General features: G+C 74.3%; 16 protein-coding genes. 14 read left to right on the top strand and 2 right to left on the bottom strand.

Annotated features, from left to right (window positions below; all coding sequences use genetic code 11):
- Nucleotides 1-2 precede the first annotated feature (2 nt).
- Nucleotides 3-191, bottom strand: a complete 189-nt coding sequence (locus Q1K26_RS08525; protein ID WP_300009034.1) for a hypothetical protein — start codon at nucleotides 189-191, stop codon at nucleotides 3-5.
- Nucleotides 192-265: 74 nt separating this feature from the next.
- Here Q1K26_RS08525 and ndk point away from each other — a divergent pair, with 74 nt between their 5' ends.
- From ndk to dapA, 7 genes are all read left to right on the top strand, one after another.
- On the top strand, nucleotides 266-676 hold the full coding sequence (ndk, locus tag Q1K26_RS08520; RefSeq protein WP_300009033.1) for a nucleoside-diphosphate kinase: 411 nt from the start codon (nucleotides 266-268) through the stop codon (nucleotides 674-676).
- The gene (locus tag Q1K26_RS08515) at nucleotides 673-1,197 is read left to right on the top strand and encodes a GNAT family N-acetyltransferase (RefSeq protein ID WP_300009032.1); all 525 of its coding nucleotides are present in this window, start codon (nucleotides 673-675) and stop codon (nucleotides 1,195-1,197) included. Before ndk ends, Q1K26_RS08515 begins: the two co-directional genes overlap by 4 nt.
- Nucleotides 1,198-1,252: 55 nt before the next feature.
- Entirely contained in the window at nucleotides 1,253-2,176 is a 924-nt protein-coding gene (locus Q1K26_RS08510) for an ABC transporter ATP-binding protein (protein WP_300009031.1), read from the top strand.
- Nucleotides 2,176-3,003 (top strand): ABC transporter permease, encoded by an 828-nt coding sequence (locus Q1K26_RS08505; RefSeq protein WP_300009030.1) that lies wholly within the window; start codon nucleotides 2,176-2,178, stop codon nucleotides 3,001-3,003. The genes Q1K26_RS08510 and Q1K26_RS08505 overlap by 1 nt, the downstream gene beginning before the upstream one ends.
- A complete protein-coding gene (locus Q1K26_RS08500; RefSeq protein WP_300009029.1) occupies nucleotides 3,000-3,836 on the top strand; it encodes an ABC transporter permease in 837 nt (278 codons plus the stop codon). Before Q1K26_RS08505 ends, Q1K26_RS08500 begins: the two co-directional genes overlap by 4 nt.
- Nucleotides 3,837-3,905: 69 nt before the next feature.
- Entirely contained in the window at nucleotides 3,906-4,697 is a 792-nt protein-coding gene (locus Q1K26_RS08495; RefSeq protein ID WP_300009028.1) for a hypothetical protein, read from the top strand.
- A gap of 104 nt (nucleotides 4,698-4,801) precedes the next feature.
- Nucleotides 4,802-5,677, top strand: coding sequence for a 4-hydroxy-tetrahydrodipicolinate synthase (dapA, locus tag Q1K26_RS08490; RefSeq protein WP_300009027.1), 876 nt, complete (start codon nucleotides 4,802-4,804; stop codon nucleotides 5,675-5,677).
- A gap of 93 nt (nucleotides 5,678-5,770) precedes the next feature.
- On the opposite strand, the gene Q1K26_RS08485 is transcribed toward dapA, so the two are convergent.
- Nucleotides 5,771-6,643 carry an alpha/beta hydrolase gene (locus Q1K26_RS08485; RefSeq protein WP_300009026.1) on the bottom strand — a complete coding sequence of 291 codons (873 nt, stop codon included), beginning with the start codon at nucleotides 6,641-6,643 and terminating at the stop codon, nucleotides 5,771-5,773.
- A 108-nt stretch (nucleotides 6,644-6,751) separates the two neighbouring features.
- Here Q1K26_RS08485 and Q1K26_RS08480 point away from each other — a divergent pair, with 108 nt between their 5' ends.
- From Q1K26_RS08480 to obgE, 7 genes are all read left to right on the top strand, one after another.
- Complete coding sequence (locus tag Q1K26_RS08480; RefSeq protein WP_300009025.1) at nucleotides 6,752-8,710, top strand: TIGR03960 family B12-binding radical SAM protein; 1,959 nt, start codon at nucleotides 6,752-6,754, stop codon at nucleotides 8,708-8,710.
- A complete protein-coding gene (locus tag Q1K26_RS08475) occupies nucleotides 8,703-9,218 on the top strand; it encodes a GNAT family N-acetyltransferase (protein ID WP_300009024.1) in 516 nt (171 codons plus the stop codon). The genes Q1K26_RS08480 and Q1K26_RS08475 overlap by 8 nt, the downstream gene beginning before the upstream one ends.
- Nucleotides 9,219-9,384: 166 nt before the next feature.
- Nucleotides 9,385-10,182 carry a TIGR03936 family radical SAM-associated protein gene (locus Q1K26_RS08470; RefSeq protein WP_300009023.1) on the top strand — a complete coding sequence of 266 codons (798 nt, stop codon included), beginning with the start codon at nucleotides 9,385-9,387 and terminating at the stop codon, nucleotides 10,180-10,182.
- Nucleotides 10,183-10,314: 132 nt separating this feature from the next.
- Nucleotides 10,315-13,575 (top strand): translation initiation factor IF-2 N-terminal domain-containing protein, encoded by a 3,261-nt coding sequence (locus Q1K26_RS08465; protein WP_300009022.1) that lies wholly within the window; start codon nucleotides 10,315-10,317, stop codon nucleotides 13,573-13,575.
- Nucleotides 13,576-13,718: 143 nt separating this feature from the next.
- Entirely contained in the window at nucleotides 13,719-14,027 is a 309-nt protein-coding gene (rplU, locus tag Q1K26_RS08460) for a 50S ribosomal protein L21 (protein ID WP_300009021.1), read from the top strand.
- A gap of 13 nt (nucleotides 14,028-14,040) precedes the next feature.
- Nucleotides 14,041-14,298, top strand: coding sequence for a 50S ribosomal protein L27 (gene rpmA / locus Q1K26_RS08455; protein ID WP_300009020.1), 258 nt, complete (start codon nucleotides 14,041-14,043; stop codon nucleotides 14,296-14,298).
- Nucleotides 14,299-14,379: 81 nt separating this feature from the next.
- Nucleotides 14,380-15,954 carry a GTPase ObgE gene (gene obgE, locus Q1K26_RS08450; RefSeq protein WP_300009089.1) on the top strand — a complete coding sequence of 525 codons (1,575 nt, stop codon included), beginning with the start codon at nucleotides 14,380-14,382 and terminating at the stop codon, nucleotides 15,952-15,954.
- Nucleotides 15,955-16,033 lie beyond the last annotated feature (79 nt).

Raw genomic sequence — 16,033 nt, 5'->3', positions numbered from 1 at the left:
GATCAAAACGGCGCCCAGAACCACAGCACGACCGGGGCGCCGGCCAGCTCACCCGCGTCGAACGGCGCCCCGTCGACGGTGGTGGCGGTGAAGTCCAGAGCGGCGCCGCCGGGCGCGGCGGTCGGGGCGGCGGCGCAGCCCGTGAGCGCCAGCAGCAGGGCCACGCAGGTGAACAGCAGCCGTCGGGTCACGGGCACATCCTCGCAGCCGCCGCCCGCCGGGCCGCATTACGGACCGCGAACGGCTCGCCGATACCCTCGTCGGCGTGACCGAACGCACCCTCGTCCTCGTCAAGCCCGACGGCGTCTCGCGCAAGCTGATCGGGGAGGTCCTCGCCCGAATCGAGCGCAAGGGCCTCGACATCGTCGCCCTCGAACTGCGCACCGTCGACCGCGAGCTGGCCGCCCAGCACTACGCCGAGCACGACGGCAAGCCCTTCTTCGACTCCCTCCTGGAGTTCATCACCTCCGGCCAGGTGCTCTCCGCCGTGGTCGAGGGCCCCCGCGCGATCGCGGCGTGGCGCCAGCTCGCCGGCGGCACCGACCCGGTCGAGAAGGCCACGCCGGGCACGATCCGCGGCGACTTCGGCCTGGAGACCCAGTCCAACCTCGTCCACGGTTCCGACTCGCCCGAAAGCGCGGCCCGGGAGATCAAGCTCTGGTTCCCGCACCTGTGACGTGCGGGCCCGCGGGCCCGCAGCTCGTCGACCGGATCGACGCGGACGCGCTGGCCCGGCTCTGGACCGCCGTCACGCGCGTCGGCGGCGCGGTCGGGTTCGTCGAGGACACCCCCGGAGCCGAGATCCGGGCGGCCGCACAGCTCGCCGCGGCCGAGGTGGCGGCCGGTCGCGAGCAGCTGCTCGTGCTCGGCCCGCCCGCCGCCCCGGTGGGCACGGTGTTCCTGCGCCGCGGGGCCGGCCCGCGGACCGAGCACGGGGCCGAGGTCGTGCGCCTGATGGTCCGTCCCGACCAGCAGGGCCGCGGCCACGGCACGGCCCTGCTCGACGCCGCCGTCGCCCACGCCACGACGCTGGGCCGGGAGTTCCTGATGCTCACGGCGCGCGGGGGCACCGACCTGCCCCGGTACTACGCGGCGCGGGGGTGGACGCCGGTCGGGGTGTGGCCGGGCACCCTGCGCCTGGGCCCCGGCCCGGACGGCCTGCGCGACGCGCACTGGTTCCACCTGCGGCTGCGCTGAGCGGCGTCCGAAACGTCCACGCACTCTGTCGGGGGTGCCGGTTACCGTGCTCGCCATGGGGGACGGGCTGGTCCAGGCGGGCGGGCTGCGCAAGCGGTTCGGGGGGTTCGAGGCCGTGGCCGGCATCGACGTCGACGTCGCGCCGGGGGAGGTGTTCGGGTTCCTCGGGCCCAACGGCGCGGGCAAGTCGTCCACGATGCGGATGATCGCGTGCGTGTCGCCGCGCAGCGCGGGCACGCTGCAGGTGCTCGGCATGGACCCCGACGTCGACGGCCCGCGGATCCGGGCCCGCCTCGGGGTGGTGCCCCAGCTCGACAACCTCGACGCCGAGCTCACCGTGCGCCAGAACCTGCAGGTCTACGGCCGCTACTTCGGGCTGTCCAGGGCGCACGTCCGGTCCAAGGCCGTCGAACTGATGGAGTTCGCGCAGCTCACCGAGCGGGCCGACGAGCCGGTCGAACCGCTGTCGGGCGGGATGAAGCGGCGCCTCACGATCGCCCGCGCGCTGGTCAACACCCCCGAGCTGCTGCTGCTCGACGAGCCCACCACCGGGCTCGACCCGCAGGCCCGGCACCTGCTGTGGGAGCGTCTCTACCGGCTCAAGCGCGAGGGCGTCACGCAGATCATCACCACGCACTACATGGACGAGGCCGAGCAGCTCTGCGACCGGCTCGTCGTGATGGACGGCGGGGTCATCGTGGCCGAGGGGTCGCCGGCCGAGCTGATCGAGCGCCACGCCACCCGCGAGGTGCTGGAGCTGCGCTTCGCCCCCGAGCACCGCCCGGCGGCCGAGGCGCTCGCCCCGTACGTCGACCGGGTCGAGGAGCTGCCCGACCGGCTGCTGCTCTACACCGCCGACGGCGAGCACGCGCAGGGCGAGGTCGCGCGGGCCGGGCACCGGCCGCTCTCGGCGCTGGTGCGGCGCTCGTCGCTGGAGGACGTGTTCCTGCGGCTCACCGGCCGGACGCTGGTGGACTGATGCCCGCCACCGCCACCGCCACCGCCACCGTCGCCGTCCCCGCGTACCTGCGGGGTGTGCTGCTCGTCGTCGAGAGCTTCTGGACCTGGTACCGGCGCAACTGGCGGGCCACGGTCGTGTCCTCGGTGCTCCAGCCGCTGCTGTTCCTGCTGGCCTTCGGCGTCGGGTTCGGGTCGCTGGTGGCCGGCACCGGCCAGGTCGCGGCCGCCACGGGCGGGTTCGGGTACCTCGTGTGGCTCGCACCCGCGCTGCTCGCGGTGTCGGCCGTGCAGACCGCGGCGTTCGACTCCACCTACCCGGTGCTCTCGGCGTTCAAGTGGCAGCGCACCTACCACGCGATGAGCGCCGGGCCGCTCACCCCCGCGCAGGTGGCGCTCGGGCACCTGGGCTGGACCACCGCCAAGCTGACCGGCACCGGCGGGATCTACGTGGTCGTCATCGCCGTGTTCGGCGGCGTCGCGAGCCCGGGCATCGTGGTGTCGCTGCTGGCGGCGGTACTCACCGGCACCGCGTTCGCGTCGCTGGTCATGGCGTTCGCCGCCACCGTGGAGAACGAGGGTGGGCCGTTCAGCGCGCTGTTCCGTTTCGTCGTCATCCCGATGACGCTGTTCTCCGGCACGTTCTTCCCCGTCGGCCGGCTGCCCGACTGGGTCCAGCCGGTCGCGTGGATCTCGCCGCTGTGGCACGGCACCGAGCTCGCCCGCGGCGCCGCGCTGGGCCTCTGGCGTCCGCTCGCCGCGCTGGGGCACGTCGCGTACCTGCTCGCGCTGCTCGCCGTGGGTGTCGCGCTGTCCACCCGGCTCTACCGGCGGAGGCTGACCCGATGACGGCCGAGCCGACGACGGCGGCCCCGCCCCCGCCCGCCCCGTGGCTGCGGCTGCTGCCGGCCGGCGGGTACGCGGGCCGGTCCCGGATGCTGCTGGAGCGCTCGGCCATCGTGTCGCGCCGCACCTGGCTCACGTTCGTGTCGGGCTTCTTCGAGCCGGTGTTCTACCTCGTCGCGATGGGGCAGGGCCTCGGCTCGCTGGTCGGCACGCTGCCCGGCCCGGACGGTGCCCCGATCAGCTACGCCGCGTTCATCGCACCGGGCCTGCTGGCGGCGTCGGCGATGAACGGGGCGGTGTTCGACTCCACGTTCAACGTCTTCTTCAAGCTCCGCTACGCCAAGCTCTACGACGCGATGCTGGCCACGCCGCTCGGCCCGGTCGACATCGCGCTCGGCGAGATCGGCTGGGCCCTGGTCCGCGGCGGGCTCTACGCGCTCGGGTTCCTGTCGGTGATGGCGGGGTTCGGGCTGCTCACCTCGCCGTGGGCGCTGCTCGCCCTGCCTGCGGCGCTGGTGGTGGCGTTCGCGTTCGCCGCCGTCGGGATGGCGGCCACCTCGTTCATGCGGTCCTGGCAGGACTTCGACCTGGTCACGCTCGTGGTGCTGCCGATGTTCCTGTTCTCCACCACGTTCTTCCCCCTGTCGGTCTACCCGCCGCCGCTGCAGACCGTGGTGCAGTGCCTGCCGCTGTACCACGCCGTCGAGCTCATGCGTGGTCTCACCACCGGGGCGGTGCACGCCGGGATGCTGGGCAACCTGGCCTACTTCGCGGTGATGATCGTGCTCGGGGTGGCGGTGGCCTCGCGCCGCCTCGACGCGCTGCTGCTGCGGTAGTCGCCGGGCCGTTGCGCCCGTCGGGCGACTCGGCTGGCCCGGGCCGGGCGGGGGGCCGATGATGTGCGGATGACCGTCACGTCCCGCCGCTCCGCCACCGCCGATCTCGTCCGGGGCACCGCCGTGGCGGTGCTCGCCGTGGTGCAGATCGTGGTCTCCGCGCTGGGCGGGGGCGGGGCGATCGGGGAACCGGTCGGGGTCGTCGCGAACGACTACGCCACGCCGCTGCTGGCCGCGGGCTGGGCGTTCGCGATCTGGGGTCCGATCTACGTCGGGTTCCTCGCGTACGCCGTCTACCAGCTGTTGCCCACGCAGCGCGGCCGCGAGGTGCACCGCCGCACGGGCTGGTGGCTGGTGGCGTCCGCGGTGCTCAACCCGGCCTGGATCCTCGCGTTCTCGCTGCGCCTGATCCCGCTGGCCGAGCTGCTGATCATCGCGTTGCTGGTGTGCCTGGCGACGGTGTTCGGACGGCTGAGCCGTGAACCCGCGACGGGCGTGCTGGAGCGGGTCGTGTTCCGCGGCTCGATCGCGCTCTACGCCGGATGGGTGTCGCTGGCCACCGTGCTGGGCACGGCCGCCACCGGTGTGTGGGCCGGGTTGCCGGGCACCGGGGCGCTCCCGGCGGTGGCGGCGGTCGTCGTGCTGCTCGCCGCGGCCGGGATCCTGATGTGGGTGGTGCTGTCCGGCACGGCGGTCGTCGGCTATGCGGCGGCCGCGGTGTGGGCGCTGGCCGGGATCGTGCTCAACGACGCGACCCCGATCGTCGCGGGCACCGGCATGGTGGCGATCGTCGCGGTGGTGGGTGCCGCCGCCCGCCGCGTCACCGCCGCGGCCAACCCGGTGCGCGCCGCCTTCGGCTGATCCGGCGCCTTCGGCTGATCCGCCGCAGCGCCGCCGGATCGTGCTACCGGACGCCGGTCACGAACGGGTAGCGTCCGGTCCGCCCCGCGTCGGAGGAGATGTCGATGATCACCGGAAGCCTGGTCGCGCTGGTCACCCCCATGCGGGAGGACGGTGCGGTCGACCACGAGGCGCTGGCGAAGGTCGTCGACCGCACGATCGAGGCCGGAACCGCGGCCATCGTGTCGGTCGGCACCACCGGCGAGTCGGCCACCCTGGACGTCGCCGAGCACACCGACGTGATCCGCCGCACCATCGAGGTGGCGGCCGGGCGGGTGCCGGTGATCGCGGGCACCGGCGCCAACTCCACCGCCGAGGCGATCCACCTCACGGCGGCGGCGAGGGCGGCGGGCGCCGACGGGGCCCTGCTGGTCACGCCGTACTACAACAAGCCCCCACAGGAGGGCCTGTACCAGCACTTCCGGGCGGTCGCCGAGGCCGTCGACATCCCGCAGTACCTCTACAACGTGCCCGGTCGCACGGCCGTCGACATGCTCCCCTCCACCGTGGAGCGCCTCGCCGCGGTGCCCAACATCGTCGGGCTCAAGGAGGCGCTGGGCGACCTCGACCGGGTCCGCGACCTCGTGGCGCTGCAGCTGCCCGGCTTCGCCCTCTACTCCGGCGACGACGCCACCGCGCGGGCGAGCATCCTCGCCGGGTTCCACGGTGACATCTCGGTCACGGCCAACGTCGCGCCCGAGGCGATGGCCCGGATGTGCGCCGCCGCGCTGGACGGCGACGCCGAGCTGGCCGCGGAGATCGACGCCGACCTCGCCGGCCTGCACCGCTCGCTGTTCGCCGAGCCCAACCCGATCCCGGTGAAGTGGGCGCTCGCCGAGATGGGCCTGATCCCGCCGGGGATCCGGCTGCCGCTGGTGCCGCTGGACGAGATGCACCACGAGGACGTCCGCGCCGCCCTGCGCTCGGCCGGGCTGATCTGACCCCCGGCTGCCGCCTCGCTCGCGCAGACGCCCCGGACGGTCGCAGACGTCGCACCCTGTGCGATCGGCCGAGGGGTGTGCGACGGCGGTCGGTCACTCCCTTGCGTCTGCCCGGCGGGCGGTGCGGGCGATCCCGTCGATCACGGTCGGCCACACCCAGCGGGCCAGGTCGTGGCCCATCCCCGGCACCTCCAGCAGCTCCGCGCCGGGGATCGCCGCGGCCGTCGCGCGCCCGCCGGAGGGGACGATCACCCGGTCCCGTTCGCCGTGCACCACCAGAGCGGGCATCGTCAGCCGGCCGAGGTCGGCGGTGCGGTCGCGTTCGCCGACGCACGCCGCGAGCTGGCGGCCGCCGCCGTCCCCGGTCTCGCGGCTCATCGCGCGGCGCACGGTCACGCGCACGTCCTCGTCGTCCCGGGCGGTGCGCCCGTCGGAGCCGATCCGCCGGAACGCCGCCACCATGCCCTCCACCGGATCGGTCGACGGCGGGCGCAGGAAGTCGGGGATGCGGGTCCAGTGGACCCTGCCGGTCCGCCCGTCCCCGGGCCGCCCCATGATCGAGACGAGGGACCGGGTGAGCCGGGGGTGCCGGATCGCCACCTCCTGCGCCACCATCGCGCCGAGCGACGCCCCGACGACGTGCGCCCCGCGCGGGTCGACGTGTGCGATCAGGCCCGCGGCGTCGTCGGCCATGTCGGCGAGGGAGTAGACCGGGTTCGCGCGGCGGCGCAGGAACTGCCACGCCGTGATCCCGGCCCCGTGGACGTGGGTGGAGCGGCCGACGTCCCGGTTGTCGAAACGCACCACGTGCAGATCCCGGGCGACGAGGGCGGCGCAGAAGTCGTCGCGCCACCAGTCCAGCGACAGGTTCAGGCCCATGACCAGCGCGACGGTGGGGTGCGCGGGATCGCCGAGGGACTCGTAGCAGAGCTCGACGTCCCCGACCCGGCAGAATCGCTCGTTCATCGGCTCGGCCTTCGCCGTCGGCCGCGCCGCGGTTCGGGCGGGCCCGCGCCGCCGGGCACCTCCCGGTGACCGCGCCGTCCCCCGGCCCGGGGGCTACCCTGGTACAGCGTGACTGCCCCCAGCGTGTTCGCCGATCTCGAAGCCCTGCTCCCGCGCGTGTCCAAGCCGGTGCAGTACGTGGGCGGGGAGCTGAACGCGCAGCTCAAGGACTGGGACGTCGCGGACGTCCGGTGGGCGCTCATGTACCCCGACGCCTACGAGGTGGGCCTGCCCAACCAGGGTGTCCAGATCCTCTACGAGGTGCTCAACGAGCGCGTCGACGCGCTGGCCGAGCGCTGCTACTCGGTGTGGCCGGACCTGGAGGCGCTGATGCGCGAGCACGGCGTGCCCGCGTTCACCGTCGACGGCCACCGCCCGCTCGGGGCGTTCGACCTGCTCGGGGTGAGTTTCTCCACCGAGCTCGGCTACACCAACCTGCTCACCGCGCTCGACCTGGCGGGCATCCCGCTGCACGCCGTCGACCGGTCCGCCGACCATCCGGTCGTCGTGGCCGGCGGGCACGCCGCGTTCAATCCCGAGCCGGTCGCGCGCTTCGTCGACGTCGCGGCGCTGGGCGACGGCGAGGAGATCGTCGGCGACATCACCGACGTCGTGCGCGAGTGGAAGGCGCAGGGCCGGCCCGGGGGCCGCGCCGAGCTGCTGCTGCGCCTCGCGGCCACCGACGGCTGCTACGTCCCGTCGCTCTACGACGTCACCTACGGCGCGGACGGGGGCATCGCCGCGGTCACCCCGATCGACGAGCGCGTGCCGGCGACGGTCACCAAACGCACCACCACCGAGCTCGACGAGTGGCCCTACCCGAAGGCGCCGCTGGTGCCGCTGGCCGAGACCGTGCACGAGCGCGCGTCGGTCGAGATCTTCCGCGGCTGCACCCGCGGCTGCCGGTTCTGCCAGGCCGGGATGATCACCCGGCCGGTGCGGGAGCGGTCGCTGGAGGGCATCGGCTCGATGGTGGACGCGTCCGTGCGCGCCTCGGGGTTCGACGAGGTCGGGCTGCTGTCGCTGTCCAGCGCCGACCACTCGGAGATCGCCGAGATCACCAAGGGCCTGGCCGACCGCTACGAGGGCACCAACACCTCGCTGAGCCTGCCCTCGACCCGCGTCGACGCGTTCAACATCGACCTCGCGAACGAGATCAGCCGCAACGGCCGGCGGTCCGGGCTCACCTTCGCCCCCGAGGGCGGGTCCGAGCGGATCCGGCGGGTGATCAACAAGATGGTGTCGGAGGAGGACCTGATCCGCACCGTCAGCGAGGCGTTCGCGCAGGGCTGGCGGCAGGTGAAGCTGTACTTCATGTGCGGGCTGCCCACCGAGGAGGACGCCGACGTCCTGGAGATCGCGGGCATGGCGCACCGCGTGATCAAGGCCGGGCGCGCCGCGTCGGGGCGCAACGACGTGCGCTGCACCATCTCGATCGGCGGGTTCGTGCCCAAGCCGCACACCCCGTTCCAGTGGGCCGCCCAGTGCCACCCCGACGTCGTCGACGACCGGCTGCGGCAGCTGCGCGCCGCGGTCAACGTCGACCGCAAGATCGGCCGCAACATCGGCATGCGCTACCACGACGGCAAGCCGTCGCTGATCGAGGGCCTGCTCGCGCGCGGCGACCGGCGCGTCGGGGCGGTCATCGAGCGGGTGTGGCGCGAGGGCGGACGGTTCGACGGCTGGAGCGAGCACTTCTCCTACGAGCGGTGGGTCGAGGCGGCCGCGGCCGAGCTGGGGCCGATGGGCGTCTCCCTGGAGTGGTTCACCACCCGCGAGCGGGGGCAGGCCGAGATCCTGCCGTGGGACCACCTCGACTCCGGCCTGGAGCGCGAGTGGCTCTGGGACGACTGGCAGGAGGCGCTCGCCGGTCGGGAGCAGGACGACTGCCGCTGGACGCCGTGCTTCGACTGCGGCGTGTGCCCGTCCACCGGCACCGACATCGAGGTGGGCCCGAGCGGCACGACGTTGCTGCCGCTGACGGTCCTGAATCCCACCGGGGCCGACTCCCTGGCCGAAGGTGGCTGACGCCCCGCCGTTCACCATCCGCGTCGCCGACGAGCGGGACGTCGACGCGCTGGCCCGGCTGCGACGGGCCTGGCTGGAGGAGCGCAGCGGGCGGGCGGGTGGGGAGGAACGCCTCGACCCGGGCTTCGAGGCGACGTTCGCGCAGTGGTGGCGCTTCGAGCTGCCCCGGCGCACGTTCTGGCTGGCCGAGGTGGGCTCGGACCGGGCCGGGTTCACGGCGGTGGGCTCGCTGAACGTCGTCGAGATGGCCCACATGCCGCGGCCGGGGGCACGCGGAGGAGCGATCGGGCACGTCGGCAACGCGTTCGTGCTCGCCTCCTGGGCCGACCGCGGCGTGCCGCGAGCGCTGCTCACCCACGCCGTCGAACACGCCCGCACCCGCCGCTACCGGCGCCTGGTGCTGGCGCCCACGCCCGGGAGCACGGCGTTCTACCGCCGCGCCGGGTTCGTGGAGGCAGGGGAGTCCCTCCTCGTCCTCGACCCGGTCGCACCGCCGCCTCCCACCTGACACCCGCCTCGGCAGGAACGTCCCCCCGGGCCGGGACCCGCGACGAGGCCCATCCGGATTGCAGGAAGGCCACCTTGCCGCAATCTCGTTGCGTGAAGGTGGCCTTGCTGCAATCCGGGCGGGCCGGCATGCGAGCCGCTCGTCGGGTGCGGCCTAGGCTGGGCCCATGGCGCGTGTGAAGGCGGGTGCGGCGGCCAACCCGGCACCGCCGACGGTGCAGCGGATCCGGATCCGGTTCGCCAAGCGGGGCAGGCTGCGATTCCTGTCACACCGCGACGTGGCGCGCAGCTTCGAGCGCGCGGTGCGACGAGCGGGGGTGCCGGTGTCGCACTCGCACGGCTTCAGCCCGCACCCGCGGCTGTCGTGGGTCGGGGCGGCGCCCACGGGCACAGCCAGCGAGGCCGAGTACCTCGAGATCGGCCTGACCCGTGAGATCGACCCGGCCGCGCTGGTCAGGGCGCTGGACGCCGCCCTGCCCGACGGGCTGGACGTCCTCGACGCCGCGCCCGCCGAACCGCCCGCGCTCGCCGAGCGGATCGACGCCGCGCGCTGGGTCGTCGAGATGCCCGGCGTGGCACCCTCGGTGCTGCGGGTGGCCGTCGATGCGCTGCTCGGGCTGGACACGCTGGTCGTCGAGCGGGTGACGCCCTCCGGGCGGCGCCAGATCGACGTGCGCGCGGCGCTGGCCCGGGCCGAGGTGAGCGGGGCCGAGGTGAGCGCCACGTCGGATGACTCACGTCCGAGCGACACGGCGGGCGCGGGAGTCTGTGCGATACTGACGGCGGTCGTACGGCAGACGACACCCGCCGTTCGACCCGATGACGTGTTGGGTGCACTCGACGTTGTCGCAGGCCTCAAGCAACCGGTGCCCGCGAAGGCGACCCGGACCGCTCAGGGACTGCTCGACGACCGGGGTGACCTCGCCGATCCGCTCGGAGCACTTCGGGTCACCACCCGGACCTGAGCGGTTCGGATCCCGGGCACGTCGTCGAGCAGATCGTCCCAGGATTGCTCGCCGCGCACCGTGCGGAGAGAGAACGCACGAGCCCCTGCGCGGCGGCCTTCCCCGGAGGGCGCCCGGGGGCGGAGGAGCTCGATGTCCAACACCGATATGCCCGCTGACCTGCCGGACAAGATGCGGGTGCACGCGCTCGCCAAGCTGCTGGGAGTGACCAGCAAGGAGGTCCTCGCCGCGCTGGCCGGACTCGACATCCCCGCCCGGAGCCCACAGTCGAGCGTCGACCGCAAGGCCGCAGAGCTGGTCGCGTCCGCACTGGTCCCGACCCCCGACGGCCCCGCCGCGGAGCTCCCCGCCGCCGCGCCCACCGCCGACGCCCCTGCCACGCCCACCGCCGACGCCCCCGCCGCCCACGCGCCTGCCCCTGACGCCGCCGACACGCCCGCCCCCCGAACCCGGCGGCGCCGTGCCACCCGGGCGGTCGCGCCGGCGGCCGAGGTGCCGGCCGACGCCCCGGTGGCCGACGCGGTCGATGAGACGTCCGTCACGCAGGACGCCCCACCGCCGACCGAGGCGACGGCGGCCGTCGCCGCGGAGCCCGCGGGCGAGCCCGCCCCGGATGCGGCACTGGCCCCGCTGTTCGCCCCGCCCGCTCCGCTGTTCCAGGCGCCGACCCGGCCCGAGCCCGGCCGCCCCTCCCGCAGCCGTCGCCGCGCCACGTCCGGCGCCGACGACGCGGCTGCGGAGCCCCCCGTCGCCGAGGAGGCCGCCGAGCCCCCGGCCGGGCCGGACGAGGCGGCCGACGATACCGAGACCGGGCCCGCCGAGGCCCGCGACGACACCGACGACGACGAGAACGGCGACAGCCGCAGGCGCCGCAGGCGGGGTCGTCGTGGTCGTGGCCGCGGCCGCGGGGCCGACGGCGACAGCTCCGACGAGGACGGCTCCGACGAGGACGGCGCCGACGACGACAGCACCGACGGCGCCGGCGACACCGGCGCCCGGGCCGCCGGGTCCGCGGGCACCGGGACGCCCGAGGACGCCTCTGGCGCGGACCAGCAGGACGACGACGGCGACTCCGACGACGACCGGCCCTCCGGCTCGCGTCGCCGCAGGCGGCGCAGGCGCCGCGGATCGGGCGAGGACTCCGACGCGGGAGGCGACACGGACCCGCCCAACACCGTCGTGCGGGTCCGCGCCCCCCGTGAACGCTCCGACGACGTCGAGGGCGACGGAGTGCAGGGTGTCCGCGGATCGACCCGCCTGGAGGCCAAGCGCCAGCGCCGCCGCGACGGCCGCGACGCCGGCCGCCGCCGGGTCCCGATCCTGTCCGAGGCCGAGTTCCTGGCGCGCCGGGAGGCCGTCGACCGGGTGATGGTGGCCCGCGAGCGCGGCGGCCGCGTCGAGATCGGGGTGCTGGAGGACGACGTCCTCGTGGAGCACTTCATCGCGGGCGGGTCCGGGCGTGACGGCGGCACCGGCAAGTCCATGGTCGGCAACATCTACCTGGGCCGCGTGCAGAACGTGCTGCCGTCGATGGAGGCCGCGTTCGTCGACATCGGGCGGGGCCGCAACGCCGTGCTCTACGCCGGTGAGGTCGACTGGGACGCCGCGGGCCTCGGCGGCAAGGCCCGCCGCATCGAGCAGGCCCTGAGCAGCGGCGACGCGGTCCTCGTGCAGGTCACGAAGGACCCGATCGGCCACAAGGGTGCGCGCCTGACCACGCAGATCAGCCTGGCCGGCCGGTTCCTGGTCTACGTGCCCAGCGGCGGCGCCGCCGGGATCAGCCGCAAGCTGCCCGACGTCGAGCGCAAGCGGCTCAAGGACATGCTCAAGGAGATCGTGCCGAGCGAGGCCGGGGTGATCATCCGCACGGCGTCGGAGGGCGTCAGCCACGAGGCGCTGGAGCGCGACGTCCGCAGGCTCCAGGCCCAGTGGGAGATCGTCAAGGAGCGCTCCGAGAAGACCGGGCCGAACAAGCCCAAGGCCCCGGCGCTGCTCTACGAGGAGCCCGACCTCCTGATCAAGGTCGTCCGCGACCAGTTCAACGAGGACTTCTCCAGGCTCGTCGTCTCCGGCGACGACGCCTGGGACACGCTGCACAACTACATCGGGCACGTGGCGCCCGAGCTGGTCGACCGGCTGCACCGCCACGTCGGTACCACCGACGTGTTCACCGAGTACCGCATCGACGAGCAGCTGCTCAAGGCGCTCGACCGCAAGGTCTGGCTGCCATCGGGCGGCACGCTGGTGATCGACCGCACCGAGGCCATGACCGTCATCGACGTCAACACCGGCAAGTACACCGGCTCGGGGGGCAACCTCGAGGAGACGGTCACACGCAACAACCTGGAGGCGGCCGAGGAGGTCGTGCGCCAGCTGCGGCTGCGCGACATCGGCGGCATCATCGTCGTCGACTTCATCGACATGGTGCTCGAGGCCAACCGCGACCTCGTGCTTCGTCGGCTCACCGAGTGCCTCTCCCGCGACCGCACCCGTCACCAGGTCGCCGAGGTCACCTCGCTCGGCCTGGTCCAGATGACGCGCAAGCGCGTCGGCGGCGGGCTGCTGGAGCACTTCTCCACGCCCTGTGAGCACTGCCGCGGTCGTGGCGTGCTCGTCGAGGCCGACCCCGCGCCGCCCGCCACCGACGGCGGCGGCTCCGGGCGGACCGATCGGGCCGAGGGATCGGGGCGGCGCTCACGCGGGGGACGCGGCCGTCGCAACGACGGGGACGGGGCCGACCGCAACGGGGCCGACCGCAACGGGACCGATCGCAACGAGGCCGACCGCAACGAGGCCGATCGCAACGGGGCCGACCGCGACGGGGCCGACCGCAGCGGGGCCGACCGCGACGGGGGCGCCGACGCGCCCGTCGACGACTCGGCGTCCCGCAACGGGCACTCCGCCCCGTCCCGGCCGGACGCCCCGTCCCGGCCGGACGCCTCGGTCGACGTCGGTGCGCCCGCCGTCGCCGTCGAGCCGGACGTGGCCGTCACCGGTGGTGTCGAGGACGCGGTGGAGGAGGCCGTGGTCGAGCGCACGCTCGCCGCCCCGCCCGCTGCGGCGCTGACCGACGTCGACACCGACCTGGAGGACGGCAACGGCCACCAGGCCCGCCCGGCCCGCCGGCGCGGCCGGGTCACCCGCACCGCGGGTGCGCCCACGGCGGTCGCGGGCGACACCCCGGCCGCGGTGGTCGTCACCCTGCCGGCCGAGGCGGCGCCGACACCCGAGCAGGCCGTAGCGCCGGAAGCGGCAGCCACCATCGCCGCCGTGCCACCGCAGCCCGAGCCGGCGCCGGCCACCAGCCGCCCCCGGCGGGCCCGCCGCACGGCGTCCCGCCCGGCCGGTCCCCCGCCCGCCGGTGACGAGGCACCGGTACCCGACCCGGAGTGACGACCCCGCACCGGGTTGAAGTACCCTGGGAACCCTGCGCCGCACTCTGCGAACCTCGAGTCGCGGCCCGCGGAAGTGACCGGTACCAGTGACCAGGGACCGGACACCCACGCTTCGTCCCTCGAGCTAGGAGCAGTGCGTCGATGTACGCGATCGTCAAGACCGGTGGCAAGCAGTACAAGGTGGCCGTCGACGACGTGCTGACCGTTGAGAAGATCAACGACAAGCCCGGCGCCGAGCTGACCCTCCCGGCGCTGCTGCTCGTGGACGGCGACGACGTCACCAGCGCGGCGGACGCCCTGGCGAGCGTGTCGGTGACCGCGAAGGTCGTCGAGCACACCAAGGGTCCGAAGATCCGCATCCACAAGTTCAAGAACAAGACCGGGTACCACAAGCGTCAGGGGCACCGTCAGCCCCTGACGCAGGTCCAGATCACCGGCATTTCCAAGTAGGGGAGACGCAGCCATGGCACACAAGAAGGGTGCGTCCAGCTCCCGCAACGGTCGCGACTCGAACGCCCAGTACCTGGGCGTCAAGCGCTTCGGCGGCCAGGTCGTCAAGTCCGGCGAGATCCTGATCCGCCAGCGCGGCACCAAGTTCCACCCCGGCGTCAACGTCGGCCGGGGTGGCGACGACACGCTGTTCGCGCTCGCCGAGGGGGCCGTCGAGTTCGGCTACCGCCGCGGCCGCAAGGTCATCAACATCGTGCCGGCCTCGGTCTGAGGCCCGCACCACCAGGTTTACTCGACGACGGCGGGCCGCCCTTGAGGGGTGGCCCGCCGTTCGTCGTGTGAGGAGAATCAGCTGATGTCGAGGTTCGTGGACCGCGTGGTCGTGCACGCCACGGCGGGGGCGGGCGGCAACGGCTGTGCCTCGGTGCATCGCGAGAAGTTCAAGCCGCTCGGCGGGCCCGACGGCGGCAACGGCGGCCGGGGCGGCTCGGTCGTGCTCGTCGTCGATCCCGGGGTACACACCCTGCTCGACTTCCACCACCGACCCCACGCCCTGGGCCGCAACGGCAAGCAGGGGCAGGGCGGGTTCAAGATGGGCGCCAACGCCGAGGACGTCGAGCTGCTGGTGCCCGACGGCACCGTGGTGTTCTCGGCCGACGGTGAGATCGTCGCCGACCTCACCGGGGCCGGCACCCGGTTCGTCGCGGCCGAGGGCGGGCGCGGCGGGCTGGGCAACGCGGCTCTGGCCTCGGCGTCGCGCAAGGCACCCGGGTTCGCGCTGCTCGGCGAGCCCGGCGAGCAGCGCGACCTCGTGCTGGAGCTGCGCTCGATGGCCGACGTCGGGCTGGTCGGGTTCCCGTCGGCGGGCAAGTCCTCGCTCGTGGCGGCCCTGTCCGCGGCGCGGCCGAAGATCGCCGACTACCCGTTCACCACGCTCGTGCCGCAGCTCGGCGTCGTCACCGCGGGTGCCGAGGTGTTCACCGTGGCCGACGTGCCCGGCCTCATCCCGGGCGCCTCGCAGGGGCGCGGCCTGGGCCTGGACTTCCTGCGCCACATCGAGCGCTGCTCGGTGCTCGTGCACGTCGTCGACTGCGCCACGTTCGAGCCCGGCCGCGACCCGGTCGCCGACGTGCTCGCACTGGAGGACGAGCTCGCGCAGTACACACCCGCGCTGGGTGGCGAGCTGGCGGGCCGGCCGCGGCTGATCGCGTTGAACAAGATCGACGTGCCGGACGCCCGGGACATGGCCGACATCGTGGCCGCCGAGCTCACTGAGCGTTTCGGCTGGCCGGTGTTCGCGATCTCCACGGCCAGCCACGCGGGCCTGCGGGAGCTGACCTTCGCCATGGCCGAGCAGGTGGCCGCGTTCCGGGCTGCGCAGCCCGTCGCGGAGGCCACGCGGATCGTGCTGCGGCCCACCGCCGTGGACGACTCGGGCTTCACGATCGAGGAGGACCCGGAGCTCGAGGGCGGGTTCGTCGTGCTCGGTGCCCGGCCCGAGCGCTGGATCCGGCAGACCGCGTTCGACAACGACGAGGCCGTGGGCTATCTGGCCGACCGGCTCGCCCGGCTCGGCGTCGAGGAGGCGCTGGCCAGAGCCGGTGCGCGGCCGGGCTGCCCGGTCACGATCGGCGACGTCACGTTCGACTGGGAGCCCTCCACCCCGGCGGGTGTCGCCGTGCTCATGTCCGGGCGCGGCACCGACCGCCGGCTCGACGCCGACGACCGGATCGGCGCGGCGGAGCGCAAGGTCGCCCGCAACGCCCGGCGCATCCCCCGCACCGACGCCGACCTGGCCGAGGAACGAACCGAGGCCGCCGACGCGCGGGCCGCCGCGGACGCGGTCGGCGATGCGTGGGACGAGGACGTCTGGATCGACCCCGTGCCCGCCGACGCGGACCCGGCGGCCCCACCCGCGGCCCGATGACCGACGCCTCCGGGGGGTTGGGCCCACCCGGATCACAGCAGGGTGGCTCTACTCCGGTCCGGTCGGAGCAAAGCCACCC

It is taken from the genome of Pseudonocardia sp., assembly GCF_029263155.1.
In the GTDB taxonomy this organism is placed as follows: Bacteria; Actinomycetota; Actinomycetes; order Mycobacteriales; family Pseudonocardiaceae; genus Pseudonocardia.
Note: the sequence above shows the minus strand (reverse complement) of the source record. Positions and strands in the feature narration are given on the sequence as shown.